This window comes from Lactobacillus xujianguonis (assembly GCF_004009905.1).
Classification (GTDB): Bacteria; Bacillota; Bacilli; order Lactobacillales; family Lactobacillaceae; genus Lactobacillus; species Lactobacillus xujianguonis.
In genome coordinates this window covers 22,403-44,285 of record NZ_ML136875.1, presented here as the reverse complement: position 1 = coordinate 44,285, position 21,883 = coordinate 22,403, and the positions used below count along the sequence as shown (strand labels likewise).

General features: G+C 34.5%; 23 protein-coding genes. 3 read left to right on the top strand and 20 right to left on the bottom strand.

The window, feature by feature from the left end:
* Positions 1 to 36: 36 nt before the first annotated feature.
* The 15 genes from EJK17_RS03215 to EJK17_RS03145 form a co-directional block, all read right to left on the bottom strand.
* On the bottom strand, positions 37 to 2,895 hold the full coding sequence (locus tag EJK17_RS03215; RefSeq protein ID WP_127796182.1) for a VirD4-like conjugal transfer protein, CD1115 family: 2,859 nt from the start codon (positions 2,893 to 2,895) through the stop codon (positions 37 to 39).
* Positions 2,885 to 5,209, bottom strand: a complete 2,325-nt coding sequence (locus EJK17_RS03210) for a hypothetical protein (protein WP_127796181.1) — start codon at positions 5,207 to 5,209, stop codon at positions 2,885 to 2,887. The genes EJK17_RS03215 and EJK17_RS03210 overlap by 11 nt, the downstream gene beginning before the upstream one ends.
* 77 nt (positions 5,210 to 5,286) lie before the next feature.
* Positions 5,287 to 5,619, bottom strand: coding sequence for a TrbC/VirB2 family protein (locus tag EJK17_RS03205; protein WP_103661063.1), 333 nt, complete (start codon positions 5,617 to 5,619; stop codon positions 5,287 to 5,289).
* A gap of 45 nt (positions 5,620 to 5,664) precedes the next feature.
* The gene (locus EJK17_RS03200) at positions 5,665 to 5,961 is read right to left on the bottom strand and encodes a hypothetical protein (RefSeq protein WP_103661062.1); all 297 of its coding nucleotides are present in this window, start codon (positions 5,959 to 5,961) and stop codon (positions 5,665 to 5,667) included.
* Between the two features lie 95 nt (positions 5,962 to 6,056).
* Entirely contained in the window at positions 6,057 to 8,285 is a 2,229-nt protein-coding gene (locus tag EJK17_RS03195; protein WP_127796180.1) for an isopeptide-forming domain-containing fimbrial protein, read from the bottom strand.
* A 57-nt stretch (positions 8,286 to 8,342) separates the two neighbouring features.
* Positions 8,343 to 11,387, bottom strand: coding sequence for an isopeptide-forming domain-containing fimbrial protein (locus EJK17_RS03190; RefSeq protein WP_127796179.1), 3,045 nt, complete (start codon positions 11,385 to 11,387; stop codon positions 8,343 to 8,345).
* Positions 11,388 to 11,669: 282 nt separating this feature from the next.
* The gene (locus tag EJK17_RS03185) at positions 11,670 to 12,206 is read right to left on the bottom strand and encodes a hypothetical protein (RefSeq protein WP_127796178.1); all 537 of its coding nucleotides are present in this window, start codon (positions 12,204 to 12,206) and stop codon (positions 11,670 to 11,672) included.
* 14 nt (positions 12,207 to 12,220) lie between these two features.
* Positions 12,221 to 12,970 carry a class A sortase gene (locus tag EJK17_RS03180; RefSeq protein WP_236629302.1) on the bottom strand — a complete coding sequence of 250 codons (750 nt, stop codon included), beginning with the start codon at positions 12,968 to 12,970 and terminating at the stop codon, positions 12,221 to 12,223.
* 114 nt (positions 12,971 to 13,084) lie between these two features.
* Positions 13,085 to 14,272 carry an SLAP domain-containing protein gene (locus EJK17_RS03175; RefSeq protein WP_103661057.1) on the bottom strand — a complete coding sequence of 396 codons (1,188 nt, stop codon included), beginning with the start codon at positions 14,270 to 14,272 and terminating at the stop codon, positions 13,085 to 13,087.
* A 951-nt stretch (positions 14,273 to 15,223) separates the two neighbouring features.
* The gene (locus EJK17_RS03170; RefSeq protein WP_236629301.1) at positions 15,224 to 15,538 is read right to left on the bottom strand and encodes a hypothetical protein; all 315 of its coding nucleotides are present in this window, start codon (positions 15,536 to 15,538) and stop codon (positions 15,224 to 15,226) included.
* Between the two features lie 354 nt (positions 15,539 to 15,892).
* The gene (locus EJK17_RS03165) at positions 15,893 to 16,129 is read right to left on the bottom strand and encodes a hypothetical protein (protein ID WP_103661054.1); all 237 of its coding nucleotides are present in this window, start codon (positions 16,127 to 16,129) and stop codon (positions 15,893 to 15,895) included.
* Positions 16,122 to 16,469 carry a hypothetical protein gene (locus EJK17_RS03160; protein ID WP_103661053.1) on the bottom strand — a complete coding sequence of 116 codons (348 nt, stop codon included), beginning with the start codon at positions 16,467 to 16,469 and terminating at the stop codon, positions 16,122 to 16,124. The genes EJK17_RS03165 and EJK17_RS03160 overlap by 8 nt, the downstream gene beginning before the upstream one ends.
* 27 nt (positions 16,470 to 16,496) lie before the next feature.
* Positions 16,497 to 16,961, bottom strand: a complete 465-nt coding sequence (locus EJK17_RS03155) for a single-stranded DNA-binding protein (RefSeq protein WP_103661052.1) — start codon at positions 16,959 to 16,961, stop codon at positions 16,497 to 16,499.
* A 130-nt stretch (positions 16,962 to 17,091) separates the two neighbouring features.
* Complete coding sequence (locus tag EJK17_RS03150; RefSeq protein WP_103661051.1) at positions 17,092 to 17,391, bottom strand: hypothetical protein; 300 nt, start codon at positions 17,389 to 17,391, stop codon at positions 17,092 to 17,094.
* 11 nt (positions 17,392 to 17,402) lie between these two features.
* Complete coding sequence (locus EJK17_RS03145) at positions 17,403 to 17,798, bottom strand: hypothetical protein (protein ID WP_103661050.1); 396 nt, start codon at positions 17,796 to 17,798, stop codon at positions 17,403 to 17,405.
* Positions 17,799 to 18,081: 283 nt separating this feature from the next.
* Here EJK17_RS03145 and EJK17_RS03140 point away from each other — a divergent pair, with 283 nt between their 5' ends.
* The gene (locus tag EJK17_RS03140) at positions 18,082 to 18,681 is read left to right on the top strand and encodes a helix-turn-helix transcriptional regulator (RefSeq protein WP_103661049.1); all 600 of its coding nucleotides are present in this window, start codon (positions 18,082 to 18,084) and stop codon (positions 18,679 to 18,681) included.
* Between the two features lie 2 nt (positions 18,682 to 18,683).
* Here the strand turns inward: EJK17_RS03140 and EJK17_RS03135 are convergent, their stop codons facing one another.
* Genes EJK17_RS03135 through EJK17_RS03115 form a run of 5 tightly spaced genes read right to left on the bottom strand, consistent with a single transcriptional unit; the run spans position 18,684 to position 20,873 of the window.
* Positions 18,684 to 19,064, bottom strand: coding sequence for a hypothetical protein (locus EJK17_RS03135; protein WP_103661048.1), 381 nt, complete (start codon positions 19,062 to 19,064; stop codon positions 18,684 to 18,686).
* A gap of 17 nt (positions 19,065 to 19,081) precedes the next feature.
* Complete coding sequence (locus EJK17_RS03130; RefSeq protein WP_103661047.1) at positions 19,082 to 19,489, bottom strand: matrixin family metalloprotease; 408 nt, start codon at positions 19,487 to 19,489, stop codon at positions 19,082 to 19,084.
* Positions 19,490 to 19,502: 13 nt separating this feature from the next.
* Positions 19,503 to 19,847, bottom strand: coding sequence for a DUF771 domain-containing protein (locus tag EJK17_RS03125; RefSeq protein ID WP_168180723.1), 345 nt, complete (start codon positions 19,845 to 19,847; stop codon positions 19,503 to 19,505).
* 2 nt (positions 19,848 to 19,849) lie between these two features.
* Entirely contained in the window at positions 19,850 to 20,608 is a 759-nt protein-coding gene (locus EJK17_RS03120; protein WP_103661046.1) for a helix-turn-helix domain-containing protein, read from the bottom strand.
* A gap of 58 nt (positions 20,609 to 20,666) precedes the next feature.
* Complete coding sequence (locus tag EJK17_RS03115; RefSeq protein ID WP_103661045.1) at positions 20,667 to 20,873, bottom strand: helix-turn-helix transcriptional regulator; 207 nt, start codon at positions 20,871 to 20,873, stop codon at positions 20,667 to 20,669.
* Positions 20,874 to 21,027: 154 nt separating this feature from the next.
* On the opposite strand from EJK17_RS03115, the gene EJK17_RS03110 reads away from it, so the two are divergent.
* Together EJK17_RS03110 and EJK17_RS03105 are read left to right on the top strand one after the other, a co-directional pair.
* Positions 21,028 to 21,375 (top strand): helix-turn-helix transcriptional regulator, encoded by a 348-nt coding sequence (locus EJK17_RS03110; RefSeq protein WP_127796177.1) that lies wholly within the window; start codon positions 21,028 to 21,030, stop codon positions 21,373 to 21,375.
* Between the two features lie 15 nt (positions 21,376 to 21,390).
* Entirely contained in the window at positions 21,391 to 21,792 is a 402-nt protein-coding gene (locus EJK17_RS03105) for an ImmA/IrrE family metallo-endopeptidase (protein WP_127796176.1), read from the top strand.
* Positions 21,793 to 21,883: the final 91 nt, after the last annotated feature.

The following is a 21,883-nucleotide window of genomic DNA, read 5'->3' as shown; positions in this document are numbered from 1 at the left end:
TTCCTTTCTATAAACAAAAAAGATAAGCAGTTTGTCCTACTTATCCTGATAGTTATCATTAAAAATTTTGCTAAAATCTTGAACTAACTCATTTGCTTTAGCTTGCTGATCCTTTAACTTCTCATCTTTATAGATTAAGTTTGTAAAATCGACTGAGTTAGCAGTATCTAAATTCTTGGCTTTAGTCAGCATATCAGCGATTGTATCATAAGTTAGTTCCGCTTCATGCTTCTTAACCCAAGTCAAAATGTAGGATGGAACTTTGTCCTCATCTTCATTATCTTGCGTTGCAGCATTTAAGCTTGCTGCCAATTCTGATTCAATTTCAGATTCAGCAGCTTGTGAAGCGTTATCAACATTTGTACTCTCATTTTCTTCCTTAGAGGGTTCGTTGCTTGATTCAGCACTTGGATTACTTTGACGATATTGATTATATGCTTGTAGTGCCAAGTTCTGTTCCTCTATACGTGTGGTGCCATCATCTTGTTGCACAGGAACTTGATCTGTCCAATTAAGCCATTTTCCCCAATCAATTTCTAGTGATTTAAGGTCAAGACTAGCGTGGGCATCAATCTTTTCTACTAAATCTGGATTAGTTTTAGGATTAAAGTCATCACTCAAGAATGTATGGGCAAAAGGCATTAATGTTTTACCTGTATTAAAAATCGGGTGGGAAGTCACTGCCCAACCCCACTTATTCATTCTTGTCAATGGACGCAGAACTAGCCGTTCACCGCCAGCTAAATGTTCTAATCGTTCAGGTAAAATTAACGGTACTTTATCAAGACTGACACTTATATTTTTGGCAAGTCCATTCTTATCTTTCGAAATATTATTTACTTCAATCGTACGATTACCACAGGCTTCAGAAAATTCTTTATTAGTTGCTGAATCAGTGGACATGATCAAACACTTATTTTGACAATTTTCTTTAATAACTTGACCATCTTCTTTACCATACTTACTGTACAGTTGAGAATAGGATTGAACTACTAAAGTAAATAGAATATTTCTACCTGCGGAAACTGTCATAATTTGATCCATATTTTGCAATGGAATCATAGAACCAAACTCATCAAAAATACATTGTACTCGTCTAACCGTTTTACCACCTTGAACCAAGCGGCATTGCCTTGATAACTCTGTATATAGTTGATTTACAAAAATTGTTGCTAGTAAATTGTTAGAAGCATCAGAATCTGGGATTTTCATAAAGACTGCAATTGGTTTATCACTATAATGCATCTTGAAGTTTTCCATTCTGATACCTTGCTTACTTACCTGACTTACTTCAACATCTTTAACATTTGAATCAATCTTTAATTTGTATGTATTTGATAAACGTTGCTTACCAACATTAGCCTGTATCTCTACATAACTACCTGACTTTAAATTGACATCAAAGTTATTTTCAACAAAGCCTTTTTGACTTACACGAATCTCGTTTGTCTTTAGCTTTTTATGATGTTCATCTCTGAAAATAATTTTGATTAAATTACCGTACAAACGTTGATCCAATAGCTGAAATTCTAAATATTTTGGAAATCCTATTGATTTCATCTCTAAAGTATTCATGCTCGTCATACGTGAATTTTTCGGTAAGGTAAAAATATCAAGTTTTTGTACAACAGTTGAGAAAATTGAACCTCTTGCTTTATCACCTGAGAAATTTGTTGACCCAAATTCCTTTTTAGCAATAGATCCTTGCTTTAAATGCTTAAAGTACTCACTCAATACATTATGCTGGGTATAAGGATCTGCTGGATTTATATAATCAATTTGTCCCAACTGATTAACCATGTCGGATATATTTACAAAAGTAATGTATTCAGGATGAGTTTTATGATCGTCAAAATTTTTAGGATTCATACAATACTCAATGAGCGCAATGATCATACCGTTAACAGCTGACTGTGCACCATCATTAACCCATTTATTCTGTCCTGCTTGTTTATCAAAGTACAACGAGTAGGTAATTGAATTAACTAACTGCATAGCTCCTTCAACATCACCCTGCTCCCAACTTCGAATAATTAACTGTAGTGGGTTAAATGCAATACCTTTATTTGGATCATCTAAGTTTAACTCATAAACATCATATCCCCTCTTTTTTAAAGTTTCTACAGAAGCTACATACAGTTCCCCTTTAGGGTCATTCACGACTAGTGACGATTGCTTTTCTGCTCTACTAACTAGGTCAATCTGTTCTAATATAGTAGTTTCCCCTTTACCAGAGCGTGAAGTACCTACAATTAAATTATGGACTGTACTTGTATCAATGAAATAATAACCATGTTTTGTTAACAACGGACTAATATGGGCAATTGGGAACCCACCATATCCTTTAAAGCTCGGCTTTTTAGGGTCTAATCCTCGTTGACTATGATCTGGAACTTTAACATAAGTGTCTTCTAATTCCTTAATCGTAGTAAATCGTGCATTACCCTTCTGCCCATGAGCTACTTTTTGACTTTCAAAGTTAAATTTCTGACTTAGCAATCCGCCAATAATTACACTAGCAACAAACACTTCAAAGACTTCAAAAGGTTTTAACTGTGTTTTTACTGTCTTTAAAATATTTAATCCAGCTAAACCTGCCTTATCGAAATCGAAACCATTCGTGAGTAAGTTATAGTTTTTAGTTTGTGCCTGCAACGTAACACTATGCATTGCACCTAGTAACCACATGATTACCAGAAAAATGAACACTCCTATAACAACTGGTGTAATCAGCTTCGCATAATTAAAGTTGAAATTACTAGATTGTTTATTTTCATTTCTAGGACGATGCAATTGTCTTTCAACTTGATACCATCCTTTTTTAATTACGCTTCTACTTTTAGATCTAATATCTTCTAAATTTAATTTTTGTTTTTTCCTAACTTTAGTACGCATATCTAGCCATCCATCCATCTTGCCAATCAGCAACATCATAGAAAGCCAAAGATACAGCCCGTTTAGCAGCATTAGATATTTCAGTGCGGTGCTCATCAGACATACTCAACCAAATATTCCTTGTTTGAGCTTTATCATCACTGGCAATCGCACTATATAAATTAGCAATTGTACTTGGATAAGTTGTAGCAATCTTTTTCAAGTTCCTTGCATCACCTTGTCCTAATAATCCATCCAACACATCTCTCTTTTGTGCCCAAGTATTGGCTTCACGATATTGCTTTAAAACAGCTTGAGTTCTAGTTAAATGTGTTACAGTCAAATTATTTTTACCTTTATTTCTAGGATAGATTTTGCTTTGACTAGCCCTTTGACTAGCCTTATCATTGGCTTTCTTATTGTCAGACTTAGTATCTTCCTTTACATGAAGTTTTGATTGTTCAACAACTACTTTATTTCCGTTTTTTGGACTATAACTTATATAAGCCCATGTTCCTAAACCGCTCAGAGCTGCAAGACCAACTAATGAGATAATTCCAACTTTGTAATTCTTCTTTCTGATTTTAGAATTATCATTTGCTCCTTCTAAATCACTATCTTCTGGTGTTTCAGGCTGACTAGGAGTTTTAATTCTATTGCCTTTATCATCTAAATCTACAATTTGCCCTTGCACATGTGGTACGGGTAAATTAATATCCTTACCTTCACCATTTAATGTAATTTTTACATTAGGATTTTCTAAATTATTTTGAGTAATCGCTTCTGCAATTGCTTTAGCAAATTGTTCAGGCAATTTTGCCATATTCTCTTGTTGTAATTTCGCTAAGGATTCATTCTGTTCAATTGCTTTCTGCTTCAAATCAAGTTCGCGTTCTTTACGTGCAGCTTCTGCTTCACGTTGACGTTTCTCTTCCGCTTTTTCAAGATCAAGTTGTCTTTGCTTGTTAATTTCTTCTTTTGCAATTTGGACTTTTTCTTGAACCTTTTTTATATTTTGCTCAAATAAATCATTGTGGTTGTCATAGTTTAATCTAACTGCATGATCAAAATTATTACTTATTGTTGTGCGATCATCATCTAATGCAGAATTACGTTTTAGTACTTCTTCGTCACGAGCTATACTCTTGACCTTAGCTTGATCAGATTTCAGCTGTTCGTCAATTCGTTCATTAGCATTCCGAGTTCTTAACTCTTCTTGATCATTAAAGTTCTTTAAAGCTAAATTTCGCTTTTCTTCTAATTGCTTTTTAAACTCAGCTAGTGCTGCTTCATCATTATTTTTTAGTTCTAATGCCTTGGTTTCCTTTAGCTTTTTAAGATCAATCGAATTATTTTGTTTCTTTTGATTAGCCTTAGCTTTTAAATCCAGAACCTTCGATGCAGTTTTATTTTCAATAATTTTATCGAGCGGTTCTTTATTAATCCTATTGTATGCTTCCTTTAATCGATCAATAATTGCAACTTTTGACTTAGCCAAACCCTCATCATATTCGCGCTGAATATCTTGCATTGAGTATTCTCTTAAAAATTGATCAATTTTATCATTTAATTTTTGATCATATTGATCTCTAGGAGTGTCCAAGTATCCCAAATCGTGTCTAATACTACTTAGTGCAAATTGATTCTTATCATACCCTTTTGGTAAGCGATCTAAAATATCATTTGCATCGATATATTTACCATAACTAATTACATCATTACGTTTTACTTCAACGCTTGATACCGTCGCTGGAGAATCGGGCATATTAGGAACAATGGTTGGTTGTGCTGGAACATTATTATTATTAATAGATGGCGTTTCAGATACAGCACTATTGATAGCCGGAACATCATTTTCAGGGGGGATTTTTTCGCCTGCTTCAACGTCTGAATTGCTTTGATCTCCTGGTTCTGTTTCTGGGTAGACATCAGCATTATTCGGCATCATTAAATTGTCTGCGTCGCTGTCTTCATCAGATAGAGCGGGTTCAAGTTCATTAAAAATTTGATCTTTTAAATTTGTAACGGTTTCTTCTTCGTCTCGCGTCAAATTTTCATTTTCCAAATCTCGATCAATCAAGTTTAAAATTCCGCCATCTTGATCTTCAGGCATGATAGCAGCTTCAAAGGTGCTCTCTTCTCGATCTTCATCTTCATCATCAGTGATTGTAAAAGCTACATTAGTATCTGCTTCTTTTAAAGCTTTGGCATAGCTTTTAACTGCATCATCAGCGTCTTTAATTTCCAATTCAGGTGATTTTCTACTAAATTTATGCTTAAATTGGAAATATTTTTTTGCCCCTTTTGGAACTTTCTCAAAGGTGACTAATAACATATTTTTCTCTCCTTCTTTTATTGCCCACCATCAACCCAGTAAGTTTTACTTACTTCACCTTGCTTATAAATTACTTATTATTTAGCATTCCAGCCAAACATGTTTGCGAATGACGGTACCAAACTTGCTGCCAAAGCAACAATGGCAACACCGACTAACGCATACATGAGTAATTGTTTTGCGTTTTGCGACATTCTGTTACCAAAAGCAAACAGAATACCTGCTAAAATAATGACAACGATGAACAACCCCTTGGCAATATTTTTTAAGTTCTTCTCAGTACTACCAGTAGCTTTGTTGATGTTACTCCAAACATCAAGTAAAACTGGGTGTTCATTCAAAAATGCTTGAGTACCAATTAACCCACTCCAAAACAAGTAACTCAATTTAGTGTATGCTGCTAAAAACATAGTTATTCCTCCATTTATATAAAAAAAGCATTTAGCCAATAACAACTAAACGCTTGTACTTACCTTATTAAAACTAGAAGACTTGTCATTTTCCTTTGATTTTGATGTAGTCTTCTCATTTACAGAATCATCAGTTTCGACAATTTGTAACTTTGCCAATTGTTCTGATAATTCTTTTTTCCCTGCAACTTCTAAGACCGCATCTTTATACACACTCTTAGTACCTGCAATCAAATCTTTCACAAACTCAAACATAATTTTTTCTTCCCAAGCTTTTTCTGTCAAACCTTGGGAAGTATGCAGTTTGCGTAAAATAGCTTTATCTTGTTTAGTAAGAGCCATTTCTTCCTCCTTTTATAATTTGCCCACCATCTCACCCGAAAGAACCGAAGGAGCAGACTTTCACACCACTATATTTCTAATCCTTCTGTTTTATCCTATTTATTAGGATCTTGTGGTAAAGTTTCAGATTCACGTTTGTTATCTTTATCAGTTTTCTTATTTTGACCACCTTCACCAGTTGGGTCTACATCCTCACCAGTGTTATCACCTGAAACTTCAATCTTCTTATCAGCTGAAGCTTCTGGTGTCTTAGGTGATACGTGAGTGATATTCGATGGAATGTCTTTATCGTTAAACAAGAAGTGAGCTTCGTTTGGAATCTCGATTGCTCCATCATCCTTGTTTAAGTAATCAAGCAACTTAGGAGTGTTAATTAATGTTGTATCAATAAACATCTTTAAGTGCTTTCCATGCCACTTAGCTGGATCATTTGCAGTCCAAGATACCTTGCCTGTCTTATTATCAACTTCTAGCTTACCTTCATTGGTAATGTCCTTAGCCTTGCCTGCAGAATCCTTATCATCGTAATCATAAACTTTAACTGCTTTAATATTTTGAACTTCTGGTTCAATTGCATCTTTAATTGCTAAAGAATTAATGTCTACGTTATCAGGGACTGTAGCTTCTACACGGTAGGTGTATTGCTTGCCAAAGTCAACATCCTTGAGTGTCTTAGTGTCTCCTAAGCCATCCATAGATACAAACTTCTCATCCTTTTCATGAGTAAATGGAATGTTAGTTGTTACCTTATTAGAGTCTGCGGATCCAGCATCTTGAGTAATCTTAGCTTCGTTATAAATAACGGCCTGATCTTGATGTTTTGGATCTGCATGATCATGCAGACTTACACCAGGTTTAACACTAGCGTCAAATGAGATCTTGTAAGTGTTGTTGTAGAAGTCATCCATACCAAGGAAATCACTTCTAGCAATTACTGATAAATTATTGCCTGAGCTTAAAGTGATGGTAAACATGTTAGTGACATCTTGATTAGCAGTGTTGTACACACGAATTGAATTTGTATCAATGTTTAAAATATTATCCAAATTATCAGTAATACGGTATTCTGTGTACTTAAGACGCTTGTCTACGTATGGTACCGAATGTGTAATTTGGTAGTGATACTTTTCATAACGATTATCTAACATATCATGAGTTACAGACTTAACAGATCCAATTTCACTTGGAACATTCGTACCTTCATCTTTATCTGATACAAATTTGTTTGGATCCATTGGCTTGTCACGCACGATAGGCATATCAAAGAGCTTTAAGTAAGCATGGTTGAAATTACCGTTCCAAATAGAATTGTTAATTTTAATTGCGTCTGAATCAGTCAAACCAGCATCGGCATCATACTTACCTTGGTTCAATTGCCAATAACTATCAGTATTTTCGAGGGCATCTTGATCTTCTGGTGCGTGTTTACCAGTAGTAGTACCATAAGCCCAATACATGTTGATGTGATCAGTATTAGACATAGTGGCAGTAAATCCACCTCTCCAATCTGTTGATTTAATCGTACCAGATCCATCAGGTAGAGCTGTATTGTGTTGATGAGCATCAGAAAAGATATAGTTTGTACCTAACTTTTGTTTGTAGGATAACCACGTATTACCACTGTATTCATTGGATCCCCAAATCACTTGATCAATCTTACCGTAAGATGAGGAATCATACCCTACCCATTGATTACCATCAATATCACGTACACTTTGATTTAAATTTAATTTCAAAGGCTTTTTAGTATCGTGATCATAAAAATCAATTCGATATGCCAATGAGCCTGTACCTGGAGTAAAAATTTCGAAATCATCGACACCAAATGCGGCAACTGGATTAGCAATTTTAACTTTTTCTCTTGAACCGTTAGACTTTTCTAACCACTTGTAGGCATCAACGTCCCAATCGTTTAAAGTAAGTTTCAGGTCAATAACCTTACCACTTACAGGATCAGTACCTACGTTAGAGTAATAAAGTCCTACTTTACCAGCGTATTGTTTTGTACCAGTTAATTCAAAGGTATCCCAATCATGGTGAATACCTTCCGTGTTAGTGGTTGAGGTAGCCCAATTTTGGGCTTGTCCACCAAAGGCATGTACTTTTGTAATCCCTTGTGTAACTTTTGGAATAAAGGCATACTGTCCTGCCATCTTAGTTCCCACAGAATTCTGTCCTTTTGGTAAATCTACCATTTGGGCATTATCGGCATGAACAACTTTACCGTTATAAGCTAGGAAGCTTGCACCTAATGACATTGAAATTAAAGCAGCTCCTGCTAAATTCATGACTTTTCTATTTTTTGTTAATGCAGTTGCAGTCATTTATTTTCCTTTCCATAAAAAAAGCAGCAATTTTGTTTTGCTACTTCTTTCACTCATTTATTTTTTTAATCTTGCTACAGTACCTTTTAACTTATTCTTGAATTCAGGATTATTCTTGTATAAGTAAGCTCCTGCAGCACCAGCGATTGCAATTAATGTACCAATTACCCAACCAATGTTCTTCATCATCCAATGACCAGTTTTTGGTAAGAATCCATTTCTACCAGTAATCGGATTGTTAATTGGACTATTCGGATTATTAGGATTGTTTGGATTCTTTGGACTATTCGGATTATCTGGATTATTAGGATTGTTTGGATTGTTTGGATTGTTTGGATTCTTCGGATTGTTAAGATTACTTGGATTCGTCTTAGCTTCCTTATCTTGTGGTGGAATTACTTGTACGGTATTTGAAGCTACATCATTACCGTTTACTTTCATACGCGCAGTATTTGGAATTTCACCACTTACTTTAGAACCTTTCTTTAATTTAGCAGTTACTGTAGCAGTATATTTCTTACCGCCCATTTTGCCTACTAAATCGCTATTTGGAGTCCAAACAAACTTTTCAGTATTGTTATCTAAAGTTAACTTACCGTCATTGGTAATATCTTTACCATCAGGAGCAGTAATTTGGACTTTTTCAAGATCAAGAACGTCTTCTAAGTCATCATTAAACTCAACTGATTTAACGTCTTGTTTATCACCAACGGTGTATTCAATCTTGTAGTTAAAGTCTTGCCCTTCTTTAACTTTATCAGATTCACCCCATTGACCTGACTCAGCCTTGACTTGCTTGTTGACCAAATTACCATATGGGTCTGGTGTCTTACCATCAGGAGTACCTGGATTGTTAGGATTATCCTTCTTTGGATTTTCTGGATTCTTAGGATCTCCATTTAATGTAGTGTGTACAACATTAGTTGGGGTATCCTGACCGTTAATCTGCATATGTCCAGTGTTTGGAATGCCGTTGTTATCATAGCTTGTAACATCGGCATTTGGCTTAATGTTTGCAGCAATCGCAACATAAATGGTCTTGCGACTGTACTTAGCTGGATCATTAGCAGACCAAGAGAAGCTTTCATCTTCATCTGAAGTTACTAACTTACCATCATTAGTGATGTTGTTACCATCAGAATCAATTACTACTACGTTCTTTAAGTCCAGAACATTCTCCAAATCATCTGATAATACTAAACTCTTCATTGTTTGAGAGTTACCAATATCAAAAGTCAAAAGATAATCTAGGGCATCACCACGAGAAGCTTGATTGCTATCTACTGTTGATGAGTTAATGATTGATTTCAAATCACTTTGACCATTTGGTGCCTTAGTAGTAACTGTCGAACCTTGTTCACTTTCGGCATGGGCGTTTGAATATGGCTTCTGCAAGATCTTAACAGCTTCTGCATATTGTGCATCAGTTACTTTATCATTAGCCTTACTCCAAACACCTGTTGCTGGGTCAACTTTAACATATTCTTGAGCCTTTTGACGATCCTTTGGCAATGCAGCATCATTATCTGAGCTTTGACCAGCAGCAGTTTCAGATTTATTGCCAAAGAATTGAGTCCAATCACTAGGATTCTTGACAATCCCCTTGTGCACTTTAGGTTGTTCAACTTTAGGAGTCACAATTGGGGTATTCGATGGTGTATCTTTGCCATTGGCTTTCATATGCGCAGTATTTGGAATTTCAATGGTATTGTTCTTAATATACTTTTGCAAGTCCGCATTATCTTTAACCTTAGCAGTTACTTCAACTGTATATGTCTTGCCAGGCATTACCTTGACTAAATCAGCGTTAGGTTGCCAGTTAAAGCTTTCATTGTTTTGATCAAGTTTAAGCGTACCTTGTTCAGTAGTGATGTCTTTGCCATCTGCATTCTTAACAACTACCTTCTCAAGATCAAGTACATCTTCTAAGTCATCGGTAAACTCAACATCAGTTAAGTGTTGCCCTTCGCCAGGAGTATATTTAATTTGATAAGTATAGTCCTTACCAACTTCTACATTGTCCTTATCTTCATGATAAGCACCAGATAAACCTTCGACACTCTTTACAACTTTGTTTTCAGCCGGTGGTGGAGTCTCTACCTTAACTGGATTAGAAGGAATATCCTTATTGTTGTACTTCATATGAGCAATGTTAGGTATTTGATAAGTCTTGGTAGCCTTATTTAAATACCCACTCAGATTTGCATCAGTCTTAAGTTTAGCCGTAATGTCTGCAGTATAGACATGCTTTGGCATCTTAACAAGATAATCCTTGCTTGGTTGCCAATTGAAGGTTTCTTTATCTTTATCAAGAGTAAGATCACCTTGCTTAGTAACATCATTGCCTTGATCGTCAGTAATTTTTACATTTTCTAAATCAAGTACTTTTTCCAAATCATCGTAAAACTCAACATTAGTAATGTCAGTTCCGTTTTCTGGAATAGAGTATTGTACACGATAATGGAATTCATCACCTGGATCATGTTTGGCTAACTCACCATATTGACCATTCTTATCTTCTACTTGCTTAATTGCAGTAGGATCTTGGTCATTTGGCGTATGAACATATACAGGTGGCGTTTTAACCTTATCATCGTTATAGATCATTTGACCAACGTTAGGAATGTTGTATTGGTTAGTATTTTTGTCTAAATACTTATCCAAATTTGCATTCTTTTGTAGCGTGGTTTCAATTCGCATGCTTAGCTTCTTACCCACCCAATCTTGGGGCTTTTTAGCCGTCATATTGGTGGTATTAGTGCCTTTGTCGAAATCTGCTGTAAATTGATCAGTAACATCAGTATTACCATCAAAAACTCTTGTCTTATTATGAGTAAAGACTGGTTCCAATTTATCAAACAATACTAATTTTTTAAGATCAGTATTGTATGGAACTTGGTAATAAATATCAAAGGCAATGTCAGATCCTTTTTTAAAGATCGCATCATTAACGTATTTAACATCACCTGTAGCAGCGGCTTGAGTAACTTTTGGTGCTAAGTTACTATTTAGAGCTGCCCCTACACCAACTGCACCCAAAGTTGCAGTTGCTCCTGCTGCAGCAAGCAATTTTCTTGTTTGCTTTTTGGTTAGCTTTCTCACAGCTAATTCTCCTTTTTTTCAATAAAAAAAAACTATTACAGCTATTTAGTTAGTTGCAATAGTTTAAACTACTTATATTTCACGTGCTTGAGGAATTCTTATGGACTACCCTTTTGTGGAATAATGATTAACAGTATGGTGTTCCACCTCCTTTAATTTACCAGTAGCACCTGGTCACTTCTTTTCACATAGAGTTAAAAAAACACCTACATTTCGTCAACATTACTAATAACATTGATTTATCTGTAGGTGTTTCTACTAATATATTTACATTTATGACAATTACTTGCTTGTTGATAATTGCTTAATTTTGATTGAAAATGGCTTATTCGTACCATCTTCTAACCAAGCATAATCAAGTTGTGCTTCTGCACTATCAGAAAGTTTTGAAGCTAATTCTTCATCATAGTGTAATTCAATATTGTTATCGTACAACTCTCTTAAACAAGCATATCCAAGAACTGCCAAGAAATAATTATTATCCTTAGTCTTATCTTCAAAAACTTCTGGATATAAACGGCTCATTCTTTCCATTGCATCGATATATTCACTTTCTAGCATTACACTTTGGAAAGCATATGGTCTATCAACTGCAGTATAAGGAATATAGTCTATATATGGAAAGCGACCATCATATTTACCAGCTAATCCCTCAGAGTACTTAAGGAAAAGCCATCCAGCCCACAAAATTCGAACTGCGGCTACTTGATTATCCTTTTTATGAACCAGCCAAGAAGGGAATTTTTCCGTGATAATTTTATTCGTATCACTTAACATTGCTTCTGGTAATTCAAAATCAACAAAAGTTTGTTTTGCCATACTGTTTTTCCTTTCTAAAAATCAAAGGAACTTCTAACATATTTAGAAGCTCCACTGTAATTTTCTGAACCAGTATATTTTCCGCGAATAAACAATCGCCCTGCTCCTGTCCAATCACAGGTAAACAAAGATATTACTGGTTCCTTTTTAAATTTTTTATTATTCCATGCAAGTTTGAGATTATAAACTGAAATAAACTGCGAGGAAGTAATTTTGTAGAAATAAACTTTCTTATAATCGGTCAAAAAAATTGAGGTTCCATTAGGTAAGTTTCCTCTTACCTTAGCAGTATAAAGTGGACTGAAGTACGTACGACCATCATCCATATTATGTCCTGCTAAAGCATAATTTCCTTGTCCCATAGTTTGATGTTGATTCATTGTTCCAGCACCTAAATTTAGTTCTACATTACCAACTCCACGATAGATATTTAACAAAACATTATGATCTCTAATTGCAATCTGCCCAACAGCACGATAATCTCGTCTATGTCGGAACGCATTAGCTATACTTTTAGGAGAAACAGGCTTTACCTGCTTCATGTTAAAAGTTGGCTTATTTTTTTGTTTATTTTTTCTTTGCTGGGAAAAATCTTTTGTTGCCACATAGTGGGCAGCTTCGCCTTGAAATTTATCTGCATTACAGGCTACATAAATGGCAATACAAGCAAGTATAACTACTGCTAATGCCAAAAAGTTTTTAAGCTTGTGCTTTCTAGCAAAATTCTTTCTATCATGATTGATAGTTACTCTTGATTGAGCCATGAACAACCTCATTAGATACTGAAACTCAAATATAGCTCTTAAGTTTCAAAGTATTTTCTATCAAAAAAGCCAACTGGTTTTTGACCAATTGACCTTTTTCACTATTTTACTAGATTAATTATTTTTCCAATAGTTAATCCACTCTTGGTTATATCCACCAACTGTAAAGAATGAAATACCTACAGAATTACCTGAATATCCTAAATGACTTGCATAATAGTGAACACTCAAAGCACCAAAGGCATATTGTTGATGTGAACCATAAATAAGTTGTGATTGAAAACCATCAGCTTCTTTGTATGTTTTAAACAAATTATCTGCTACTTGCGTAGGTGTCCAACCTTTGTGAGTAAAGTCCCCACCCATAACAAAGCCTTTGTGATTAAAGCCATAAGCAGTAGAATCAACTAACCCAATTGCTTGTTCTAAGCCTTTAGAAGCTAATCCAGGTAGATAAGTTTTAATTTCACCAATATTTTGACTTAACTTATCACTAAATCTATTAAAATCAGCCGTCCCAGGCACTTGAGATTGTTGAGCTAATTGGGTTAATTCCGCATTCTTCTTGAATGCTGGGTATCCCTTAGAAACACGATAGTTTTGAATATCTTGCCACAACCGATCCTCAATTTGTTGTACTTCGTCATCAGTGAAGTAAACACTCTTGTTCATATATTTTCTTGCCCACGCTTCATCTGCAGCAGTAAAACTAGCAGAATTGTCCCATGAACTCTTTCTCGTGTTATATCTCTTACCGTTAGTGGTAGTTGAAGTTGTAGTACTTGCACCTTTATTTGATGTAGATGCCGAACTTGTTGATCCAGTTGAACTGCTGGTGTTACCACCTTTACTTGAACCTGTTCTACCTACAACTACTTTATTACCATTTTTATCAGTAGTGATGTAGTAGTCTTTATTTTCACGGAAACCTGAGTTTGAAGAAGTCTTCTTTGAGGTTGAAGTTCCATAATTGGTAATAGAAACTACACTAGATTTCACATTAGTGCGTTTAAAGTTAGCTACTTTGACATACTTGTCCTTACCAATTTTGTAGTACTTTTTGCCCTTAATGGTCTTAGTACCAAAGATTTTAACTTTTAAGCCCTTCTTTAACTTCTTTTTGTTAAAGCGTTTGCCATTGGCACGATAAACATATGCATTGTGAGTTAATTTCTTTCTCTGAACGCGAACAGCTGCTTGTACAACATTTGTATTTGCGCTATTTACTTCACTAACACTTACAGCACCAACTGACAATAATGCTGCGACAGATAAACTAACTAAAATATTTCTCTTTTTCATAATCCTAGCTCCTCTTTTATTTCATCTATCTCAAACTGTATATTTACCAACTTTTGTTCTTACTACCACCTACCTACACTTATACTACTTGCTCAAAATGATTACAATAGCAGATTGCTACATTTCACTTTGATTTTACAATACTAATTTTTATTTATTATCTTAATTTCCCAATTTAATAATTTAATATTTGTGATCTCTTTAATTTCCAACGGTTTTACGCTATGACCGATAACGATGATGGTTTACTAGTTAGCCACCAAACTGTAAGTTATTGTACATTACGTAGCAGATAGCATCACCTATCTTTAACCTCTCGCTTCACGCATTCCGCAAGCTGTCCTCTTATCAATCCCAATCCAAGACTCTTTCTTGCCCTTCAGTTACTACAACACTTAATTTATTAAGTTTATTGACTCACTTACTAAATGATCACACTCCGACTTTTTCTCTTACTCTTGAGTTTTTCATCAAGGTATTCACATGTCGAAACAGCCAAAAAGAATGTATGCTTATCTCTTAGTTGCCTATTACATCTATATACTACTACTTTAAATTTCAAATTACTTCGTTTACTAAGACTTACCTTCAAGCCAAAAGCAATAGTATTCCTGTTGATGGGCGGCAATTCCATCTCGGCAGGTGTGATTCTTTCTTCTTCCACCCTTCACGCCTTCAATTCTCTGCTTCGCAAGTCCTACTAAGTCGGCTTAGTAGTCATGCACACGTCCTCTACCCATTGATAAGTAGAGTTGACGCTTATTCAATTGTCAATGTACACGGACTTTATCAGTCCTATAGGAAATAGCCGAGTCGAACGGCTAATTAACCGATTTTCCTAGCATTCAATATTTTTGGTTGCTTTTACTTCTCTTGTGATAACCACTGCTGCTACCGCAATTCCAGTTACTGCTGCAATCAAAACTAATTTTTTTAATTTAGACAACTCAATCACTTCCTCTGATGTTCATCTATATATCTTTTAAGAGCTGATTTATCAATTTTTCCAGCTCGATAACTACTTAAAAGATTCAAGTAATTAGCACGTGCAGCTTCCTTCTGTTTGACCTGTTTCATCAGCTTATCTTGTCGTTTCTTAGCTCGTTTAAGCGCTCGATTTACAGCAAAACTTGGTGGGAATCCTTGATTTCGAGAAATAGACTCATCGACTTCCGCTAATTGCTTTCGCAAATCACTAACTTGCTTATCATAGCTAACCAACATTTTTTTAGGCTGATCATCCATGTCCTGCTTTAATTTCTTCATTTTTGAATACTCACGCCAAACGTAGTACACGACATAAATAAATATTGCAATTGTTAGAAATTTATACATATAAGTGTCCTTTATCAGAGCGGTAAGATTCGAACTTACATTACAGGTGTCATTCAAAATTCGCAGAACCTGAAAATATAAAATTTTTAGAGGAGCAGTTCTGCTTACTTCAAAGCAAATTTCATTAGCATTTTTATAAAATTGTGTTGATTCAAAATAAACTAAACTATGCATAGTCAACTTATAGAAAGATTAATAAATTTAAAATTTTACTGAAAACAACTTATGGAGGTTGAAAGCTAATGTTTTTTCCTGCATTTTAACCAATTAAATTACGCTCTAGTATTAGATTAAATAACTCCAATAGTACCCAACAAACAAGATCATGATCCATAGGATAATAGCTAAAATTGGTATTAGTGCTGTCACAGCTTCGTCTAATTTTCTAAAAAATCTATCAAATCCTGTTTCAGCTAACCAAGGCAATCCTGATATAACTATTAACATGACAACAACTAAATTTCCTGCTAAAAAAATAATTAGTAGTTCTTTCAAATGATCTAATATAAATGCACTAATCATAAGCTGTACCTTGCCCACTAACATCAATTAATGGCTTCTTCCTGCCATTATCAGGATATTTTCTTTTGCAAAGCAACTTACGATGTCCCAGCTGAGGATTTACCTCAAAACCAAAACCCAAATAAATCTGATCATAAATTTCTCTAGCGTGATAAAAAGTTATCGCTTTATATTTTATATCGTTTTTATGATATTTGCTGAGTAAAAAATATCGTGGATCTTTTATAAAAAGTCCATCTACATTCCAGTAATGGTACCCATCTAACGTTAGAATTTCGTATACTTCTTTAGAAACTCTAAATACGCTAAAACGGCGATTTTTGATTACCTTTTTGCCCATCCAACACTCACCAACTACTATCCCTGACTAAAATGGCATGTCCTCATCCGTAAATGGATCTTCTGGAAGTTCATCAATATCAGCTTTTTCTACAGCATTTTCTGTTACAGAGGTTTCTGCTGGAACTGCTTCTGCCCGTTCCGCATTCTGTAGAGATTGATCTTCTAAGTCCTTGTTTTGATTAGTTAAAACATCAAATGAATCAACTAGAATATAGTCGTATGTCACTTTGTTGTTGTGCTTATCAAGAAAAATTCTACTTCGCTGTTCTCCAGCTAGAACAACTTTTGAACCTTTGTGAGCTTTAGCAATTAAGTTTTCAGCTGTCTTATTCCATGCAATCGCATGATGCCATTCTCCGGCATAGTCGTCGTTGATTTTGTTATAGCGATTCTGACAAAGGTTGAAAACCGCGTATTTCTTCAAGCTTTGCGTTGTCTTTAGTTCTAGGTCTTTGCCGATGTAACCATCAATCACAACTTGATTAATCATATTTTGCTCCTCCTCTTCAAACTTGAATTTTAACTGTTAAGTATATTATATATCGTTTTTACGATATGGCAAGTGTAATTACAAATCACTTCAAAAAATTAATTCAAACCAGTTTCAAAGCTACAAGTAGCTAATCATTTGACAGTGTATTGTTTGCTGCCTTATGTTGATCAATTTTTTTCTTGATGAAATCATAAATCCAAACCGCCAAATTAAACGATGAATACGAAATCACTGAAATTATGCCAATTGCAATCGCAATTACTAACGCAATTCTCCATAAGCCATCCAGAAGGGTTAATAAAGCTGGAGCAGCTATGTACAGAACTATGGCTAACCAGACCCATTTCCACCAGTGAAATGCTGTAGCTAAAATAATTACCCAAAAACTTATCCAGAACCAATCATTTTGTGAAATTGCTAAAAACATTGTGCTCCTCCTCAAATGTACTTAGTGATCTGTTTTAATTCTGTTTTGACTTGGAGTTTATCATGACCAGTATCAATAATCACCTCTAAGTCAGCTAAAATTTGATGACTTTGCCTTGATTTAATAGCCTTTATCTGATCTGCAGTAGCTTGAACCTTAATCGGGTTTAGCATAGCTTCAGGGTCAAATGGGTGCTGCTTGTTAGTAAGCAACTCTAGGCTAATTACCCCTCGGTCTAGGTCTAGTACTTTACCCAAAACAAATCTATACTCGACAACCTGTTTGCCTGGTTTAGTTATCCGCTTCACGTATTTATCTGCTTTCTCAGTGCGATAAATCAGGATTTCAAGTATGCATACACAAGCCACAAACCAGGTCACATAGATTATCAAAGCTGTTTTAATCATAAGCAGTTACCTCCCCTCTGCCTGCGATTTTATCGCTGTTGAACCCATCCTTGCTCAGCTTGACTCCAGAGATAATTAAAGATCCCTCTTGCTTTCCAGCTAAGACGACTATCACGAATCACTAAGTTACTTGTATTTGTGTAATTTCTACGATCTCTTTTAATAATTTTCATTTTTCTACTCCATTTTTTTAATCTTACTTTTTAAAAATATATTTTTTCTAGAACAAATTATTGTTAGAATGGTAATTGATTAATCCTTTTTTGATTTTAGAGGTCAAGTTATGAAAGATAAACTCAAGCAGTCCATTGTTGCAATCACGAGTGCTAACTTAAAAAGAATCCTATATGCTCGCCAAATGAGCCAACGTGAACTTGCTCTAAAAGCTAATATTCCTGTTCCAACAATCAGCCGCTACTTTTTAGGTAATGGGGCAATAACATCTAAAAATTTAGTAAAAATTGCTAAAGTACTGAATGTTGAGCCTGATGAAATTGATCCTTCATACCAATCTACTAGCGATTTTTTAGCTACCTTGTCCGAAAAATCTGATGATCCTCAATTGAACTTTAGAGCTGATTATCTTAAACAATTAATTCAAAATAGCCACTTGTCTATTCACGAGATTGCCGATAAACTCGATTTAAAGGCTGTTACAGTGTATAAATGGCTTACAGGTGTATCTTCACCTAACAAGGATAATACGGCTAAATTAGCCGCTTTATTTAATATCAGCGTTGATTATTTAACCGATTCATCAACCATATCTGATTTAACTCCGCAACAAACCCAAATCTTAAAAGCTTTACCTAAAGATTTAACCAATCAACAAGTAACTTTAATCATTTCTCTAATCAAATCTGTCTTAGACAATACTAATTAATATTAAATATAGTCTTCAAATAGATTGATACATGACGCAATTAATGCCAACTTACAATTAAATTGCCATTGCCACCAATTAATAAAGTGATCGATGTAATCAATTTGGTTATTTGCTTCTAATATCGTAGTTGTTTTAGCTGATACATTTAAATCTGTATCTAGTAAAGTTGTCTGGATTTTAATGACATCATTATCAGTTTTGGTTACTGTCACTTGGTTCATTTTGAAGTGATATTCTGCCAATAAATCATTTAATTTAACAGACGTTCTAGTTAAATTAAGTCCCCAATCTGAAGGCAACATATCATCCATTAGGTAGCCCATTTCATTGACTTTTGCCAAAAATTTTTCAAAATTATTCTTATTTCCAATCAATTTCATGTTTTTATCCTTTATTTTTAAAATCCAAATCCATTTAGAGTAGTGTATGCTTTAACAAATTGAATATGCGCAGGACTATAAATTGCGTGCAAAATTTGTTTATCAGAATTTAATATCTTACCTGATTTATTCTTGCCTGTGAGATTCTTATACATAGCAGATTTAGAATTATGTGAGTGGCTAAGAATACCTATAGCGTGTCCTAATTCATGAACTACAGCAGGATAAATCGGATAAGAAACATGATTCAAATTAGTGCAATTAATCCTAATTTCGGCAACTTTGGGTTCATACAAATTACCATGAATACTCCATTCTTCTCCCTCAGTCCAAATACCATCACTATCTTCCAAAACTTTGCTAGTGATTGTTATATCAGCAGACATCATGATTGTCTTCAATTTTCTAATTTTTAAGTTTTTCATGTTTTACCTCGTATTAGTTAGTGATTTTTGCATTCCAATCAATTTGATGTTGATGTTTTTGCATCCAATCACAAGCTTCTTTGGCAAAAATGATTGTAGTTTTACCTTCAGGTGTTTTTCTTGGATTTACCACGAACCCACCATTTTTATAGTCAACTTCAGGGAACTCATCAAAAATAAAAGTCCTAACCCAGTTGTCACCTTTACCTCTACAACAACTCTTTCTAAACTGGTTGATGTTCCAAGTTTTACCAGTTAAATCATCTTTATCTTCTTTAACAACTTCGTTCACAATATCCTTTACAAAGCTAGTAAGACTTGGAATATCGATTAAATTTTTAGGCATGTTTTCTTGCATCTTTATCCCCAGCTTTCACTTTCATAATCTCTTTCAGTTGATAAACCATCTCTTAGCAGCTTTAATAAATAGGCAAATGGCTTACCGACCATATCCCACTCCATCTGCGCTTTGAATTTGTCTTTTGTAGCTTGCAAGGTGCTTATGCTACATTTATACAACAAACTACGCATTTGTTTAATTTCATCAAGTGATGGTCTAGTTGATTGATTTTTTGCTTTATCGCTTGCTCTAACAATAAAGAAAAAATCTTGATATATTTTTTCTCTTTCTGGATCTTCTTCTTTCTTCGCAGAAGAAGAATTATTAACTGTTATATTAGATGATCTATTAATACTGTTATATTTATGTAAACTCGTGTTTACTACCCTACTAAATTCGTGTTTATTAGCCCTATCAACGTCAGTTGACCACCCTAGTAAACTTGCGTTGATTAGGGTAGGTCCAGCTGATATTGTTCTCCCCAAAATTCTTTTTGACTTTTCGCTTTTAGGATTTTTAGCAGGAACAGTTATTTGTTCCCTTACTATTAGCCCTTTATCTTCAAGTAAATTTAAATATTTAGCTACTGCTTGGGGCGTACAATCCAGAATTTCGGCAATTTTTCTATTACTCATGTGAAAGTCACCTGTGACATTAAGCATCGAAATGATTTCGCCCATTAAAATTATTGATTTTGGCTTTTTTAATAAATCTTTATCTCTAGAAATTGACGGCGGTATCATAAGGAAAGCTCTAGCACCTTTAAACTCACTCTTCATTTATCTACCTCATTTTAACTATTGAAAATGGTGTATTTTTAGATATTACCACTTATTACTATTTTAAATAGTTAAAAGCGGTAAAAAAAAGATCATCTTTACTTACGCCAAAATAATCAGCAATCTTCTGCATCATAGGTGGTCTAGGTGTAGATCTACCTGTCTCCCATGCTGACACTGTTACTTGTGTTGTTCCTAAAATTCGTGCAAGGTCAGCTTGGCTCATACCTTTTTTTATTCTTAAAATCTTAAGCTTAGTTAGCATTTGTTAGCCTCCTCTCAACTACATCTATATAATATACCATTTAAATTAGTATTTCAAGAATTATTTTATATTTTTACTACAATTATTAGTATTAAACTAATTATATTAGTATTTGCGGTAATATGAGTGTAAATTGCTAGTTAAGGAGATTAAAATGAAAAATTACAATAGAACGATATTAGCAAATAATATTAAGATACTAAGAAAGCAAAGGAATTTAAATCAAGCTGAACTAGGTAAAATTTTACATGTTTCTCAACAAACTGTTGGTTCTTGGGAAACTGGTAGAGCAATTCCAGGGTCTGACACATTAAATATACTGGCTGATTACTTTCAAGTAAGTACTGACGAATTGCTTGGAAGAAAAGTATCTGCTTCTGTAAGTGAATCGGACTTAGATGAAATGATTGATAACGCAAGATTTTTTGATGGTAAACCCATAGACGATCATGATAAAGATCTGGTTAGAGGAATTTTAAAAAGAATTTATAGTGAAAAATAGAAAAAGGTGTGCATTATGGACACTGAACTTAAAACCTTAATTAAGGATTTAAACATTAAATTGGAATTTGCACCTCTACATTGTCCAGGTCTGCTTGTACATGGCAAAGATGGTAAACCTAACGTCATGATTGTTAACTCAAGTTATAATGAGGAACAAGCTAAAAATGTAATCCTACATGAACTAGGACATATGAAACATGACAAAGATGTTCAAGGAGATTACGTAAATGATGATTGTGCTCATACTTATTGTGAACACGGGGCAAATTCCTACTTAATACGTGAAAGAGTCAAAGAATACTTTGCCCTAGGCAATGATCTTCAAACTGCTAATTGGCTTAACTTAGCTGATTACATTGGTACTGATAACTATTACCTTGTACGAGAAGAATTATCTAAATATCGCATAGATTGATATTTAACATTATTTATAGTTTATTTACACATTAAATATACATAGGTTATAAGGCAAATATATATTATACTGAAAAAAGGAAGACCAAGTG

Coding starts and splice junctions, on each gene's coding strand:
- EJK17_RS03215 (WP_127796182.1), bottom strand. CDS start 2,895: ATGCGTACTAAAGTTAGGAAAAAACAAAAATTAAATTTAGAAGATATT.
- EJK17_RS03165 (WP_103661054.1), bottom strand. CDS start 16,129: ATGATTAGTGCATTTATATTAGATCATTTGAAAGAACTACTAATTATT.
- EJK17_RS03155 (WP_103661052.1), bottom strand. CDS start 16,961: ATGATTAATCAAGTTGTGATTGATGGTTACATCGGCAAAGACCTAGAA.
- EJK17_RS03150 (WP_103661051.1), bottom strand. CDS start 17,391: ATGTTTTTAGCAATTTCACAAAATGATTGGTTCTGGATAAGTTTTTGG.
- EJK17_RS03185 (WP_127796178.1), bottom strand. CDS start 12,206: ATGGCAAAACAAACTTTTGTTGATTTTGAATTACCAGAAGCAATGTTA.
- EJK17_RS03170 (WP_236629301.1), bottom strand. CDS start 15,538: ATGAAGAAATTAAAGCAGGACATGGATGATCAGCCTAAAAAAATGTTG.
- EJK17_RS03180 (WP_236629302.1), bottom strand. CDS start 12,970: ATGGCTCAATCAAGAGTAACTATCAATCATGATAGAAAGAATTTTGCT.
- EJK17_RS03130 (WP_103661047.1), bottom strand. CDS start 19,489: ATGAAAAACTTAAAAATTAGAAAATTGAAGACAATCATGATGTCTGCT.
- EJK17_RS03145 (WP_103661050.1), bottom strand. CDS start 17,798: ATGATTAAAACAGCTTTGATAATCTATGTGACCTGGTTTGTGGCTTGT.
- EJK17_RS03160 (WP_103661053.1), bottom strand. CDS start 16,469: ATGGGCAAAAAGGTAATCAAAAATCGCCGTTTTAGCGTATTTAGAGTT.
- EJK17_RS03175 (WP_103661057.1), bottom strand. CDS start 14,272: ATGAAAAAGAGAAATATTTTAGTTAGTTTATCTGTCGCAGCATTATTG.
- EJK17_RS03105 (WP_127796176.1), top strand. CDS start 21,391: ATGGACACTGAACTTAAAACCTTAATTAAGGATTTAAACATTAAATTG.
- EJK17_RS03135 (WP_103661048.1), bottom strand. CDS start 19,064: ATGAAATTGATTGGAAATAAGAATAATTTTGAAAAATTTTTGGCAAAA.
- EJK17_RS03120 (WP_103661046.1), bottom strand. CDS start 20,608: ATGAAGAGTGAGTTTAAAGGTGCTAGAGCTTTCCTTATGATACCGCCG.
- EJK17_RS03200 (WP_103661062.1), bottom strand. CDS start 5,961: ATGGCTCTTACTAAACAAGATAAAGCTATTTTACGCAAACTGCATACT.
- EJK17_RS03195 (WP_127796180.1), bottom strand. CDS start 8,285: ATGACTGCAACTGCATTAACAAAAAATAGAAAAGTCATGAATTTAGCA.
- EJK17_RS03210 (WP_127796181.1), bottom strand. CDS start 5,209: ATGTTATTAGTCACCTTTGAGAAAGTTCCAAAAGGGGCAAAAAAATAT.
- EJK17_RS03140 (WP_103661049.1), top strand. CDS start 18,082: ATGAAAGATAAACTCAAGCAGTCCATTGTTGCAATCACGAGTGCTAAC.
- EJK17_RS03205 (WP_103661063.1), bottom strand. CDS start 5,619: ATGTTTTTAGCAGCATACACTAAATTGAGTTACTTGTTTTGGAGTGGG.
- EJK17_RS03110 (WP_127796177.1), top strand. CDS start 21,028: ATGAAAAATTACAATAGAACGATATTAGCAAATAATATTAAGATACTA.
- EJK17_RS03125 (WP_168180723.1), bottom strand. CDS start 19,847: ATGCAAGAAAACATGCCTAAAAATTTAATCGATATTCCAAGTCTTACT.
- EJK17_RS03115 (WP_103661045.1), bottom strand. CDS start 20,873: ATGCTAACTAAGCTTAAGATTTTAAGAATAAAAAAAGGTATGAGCCAA.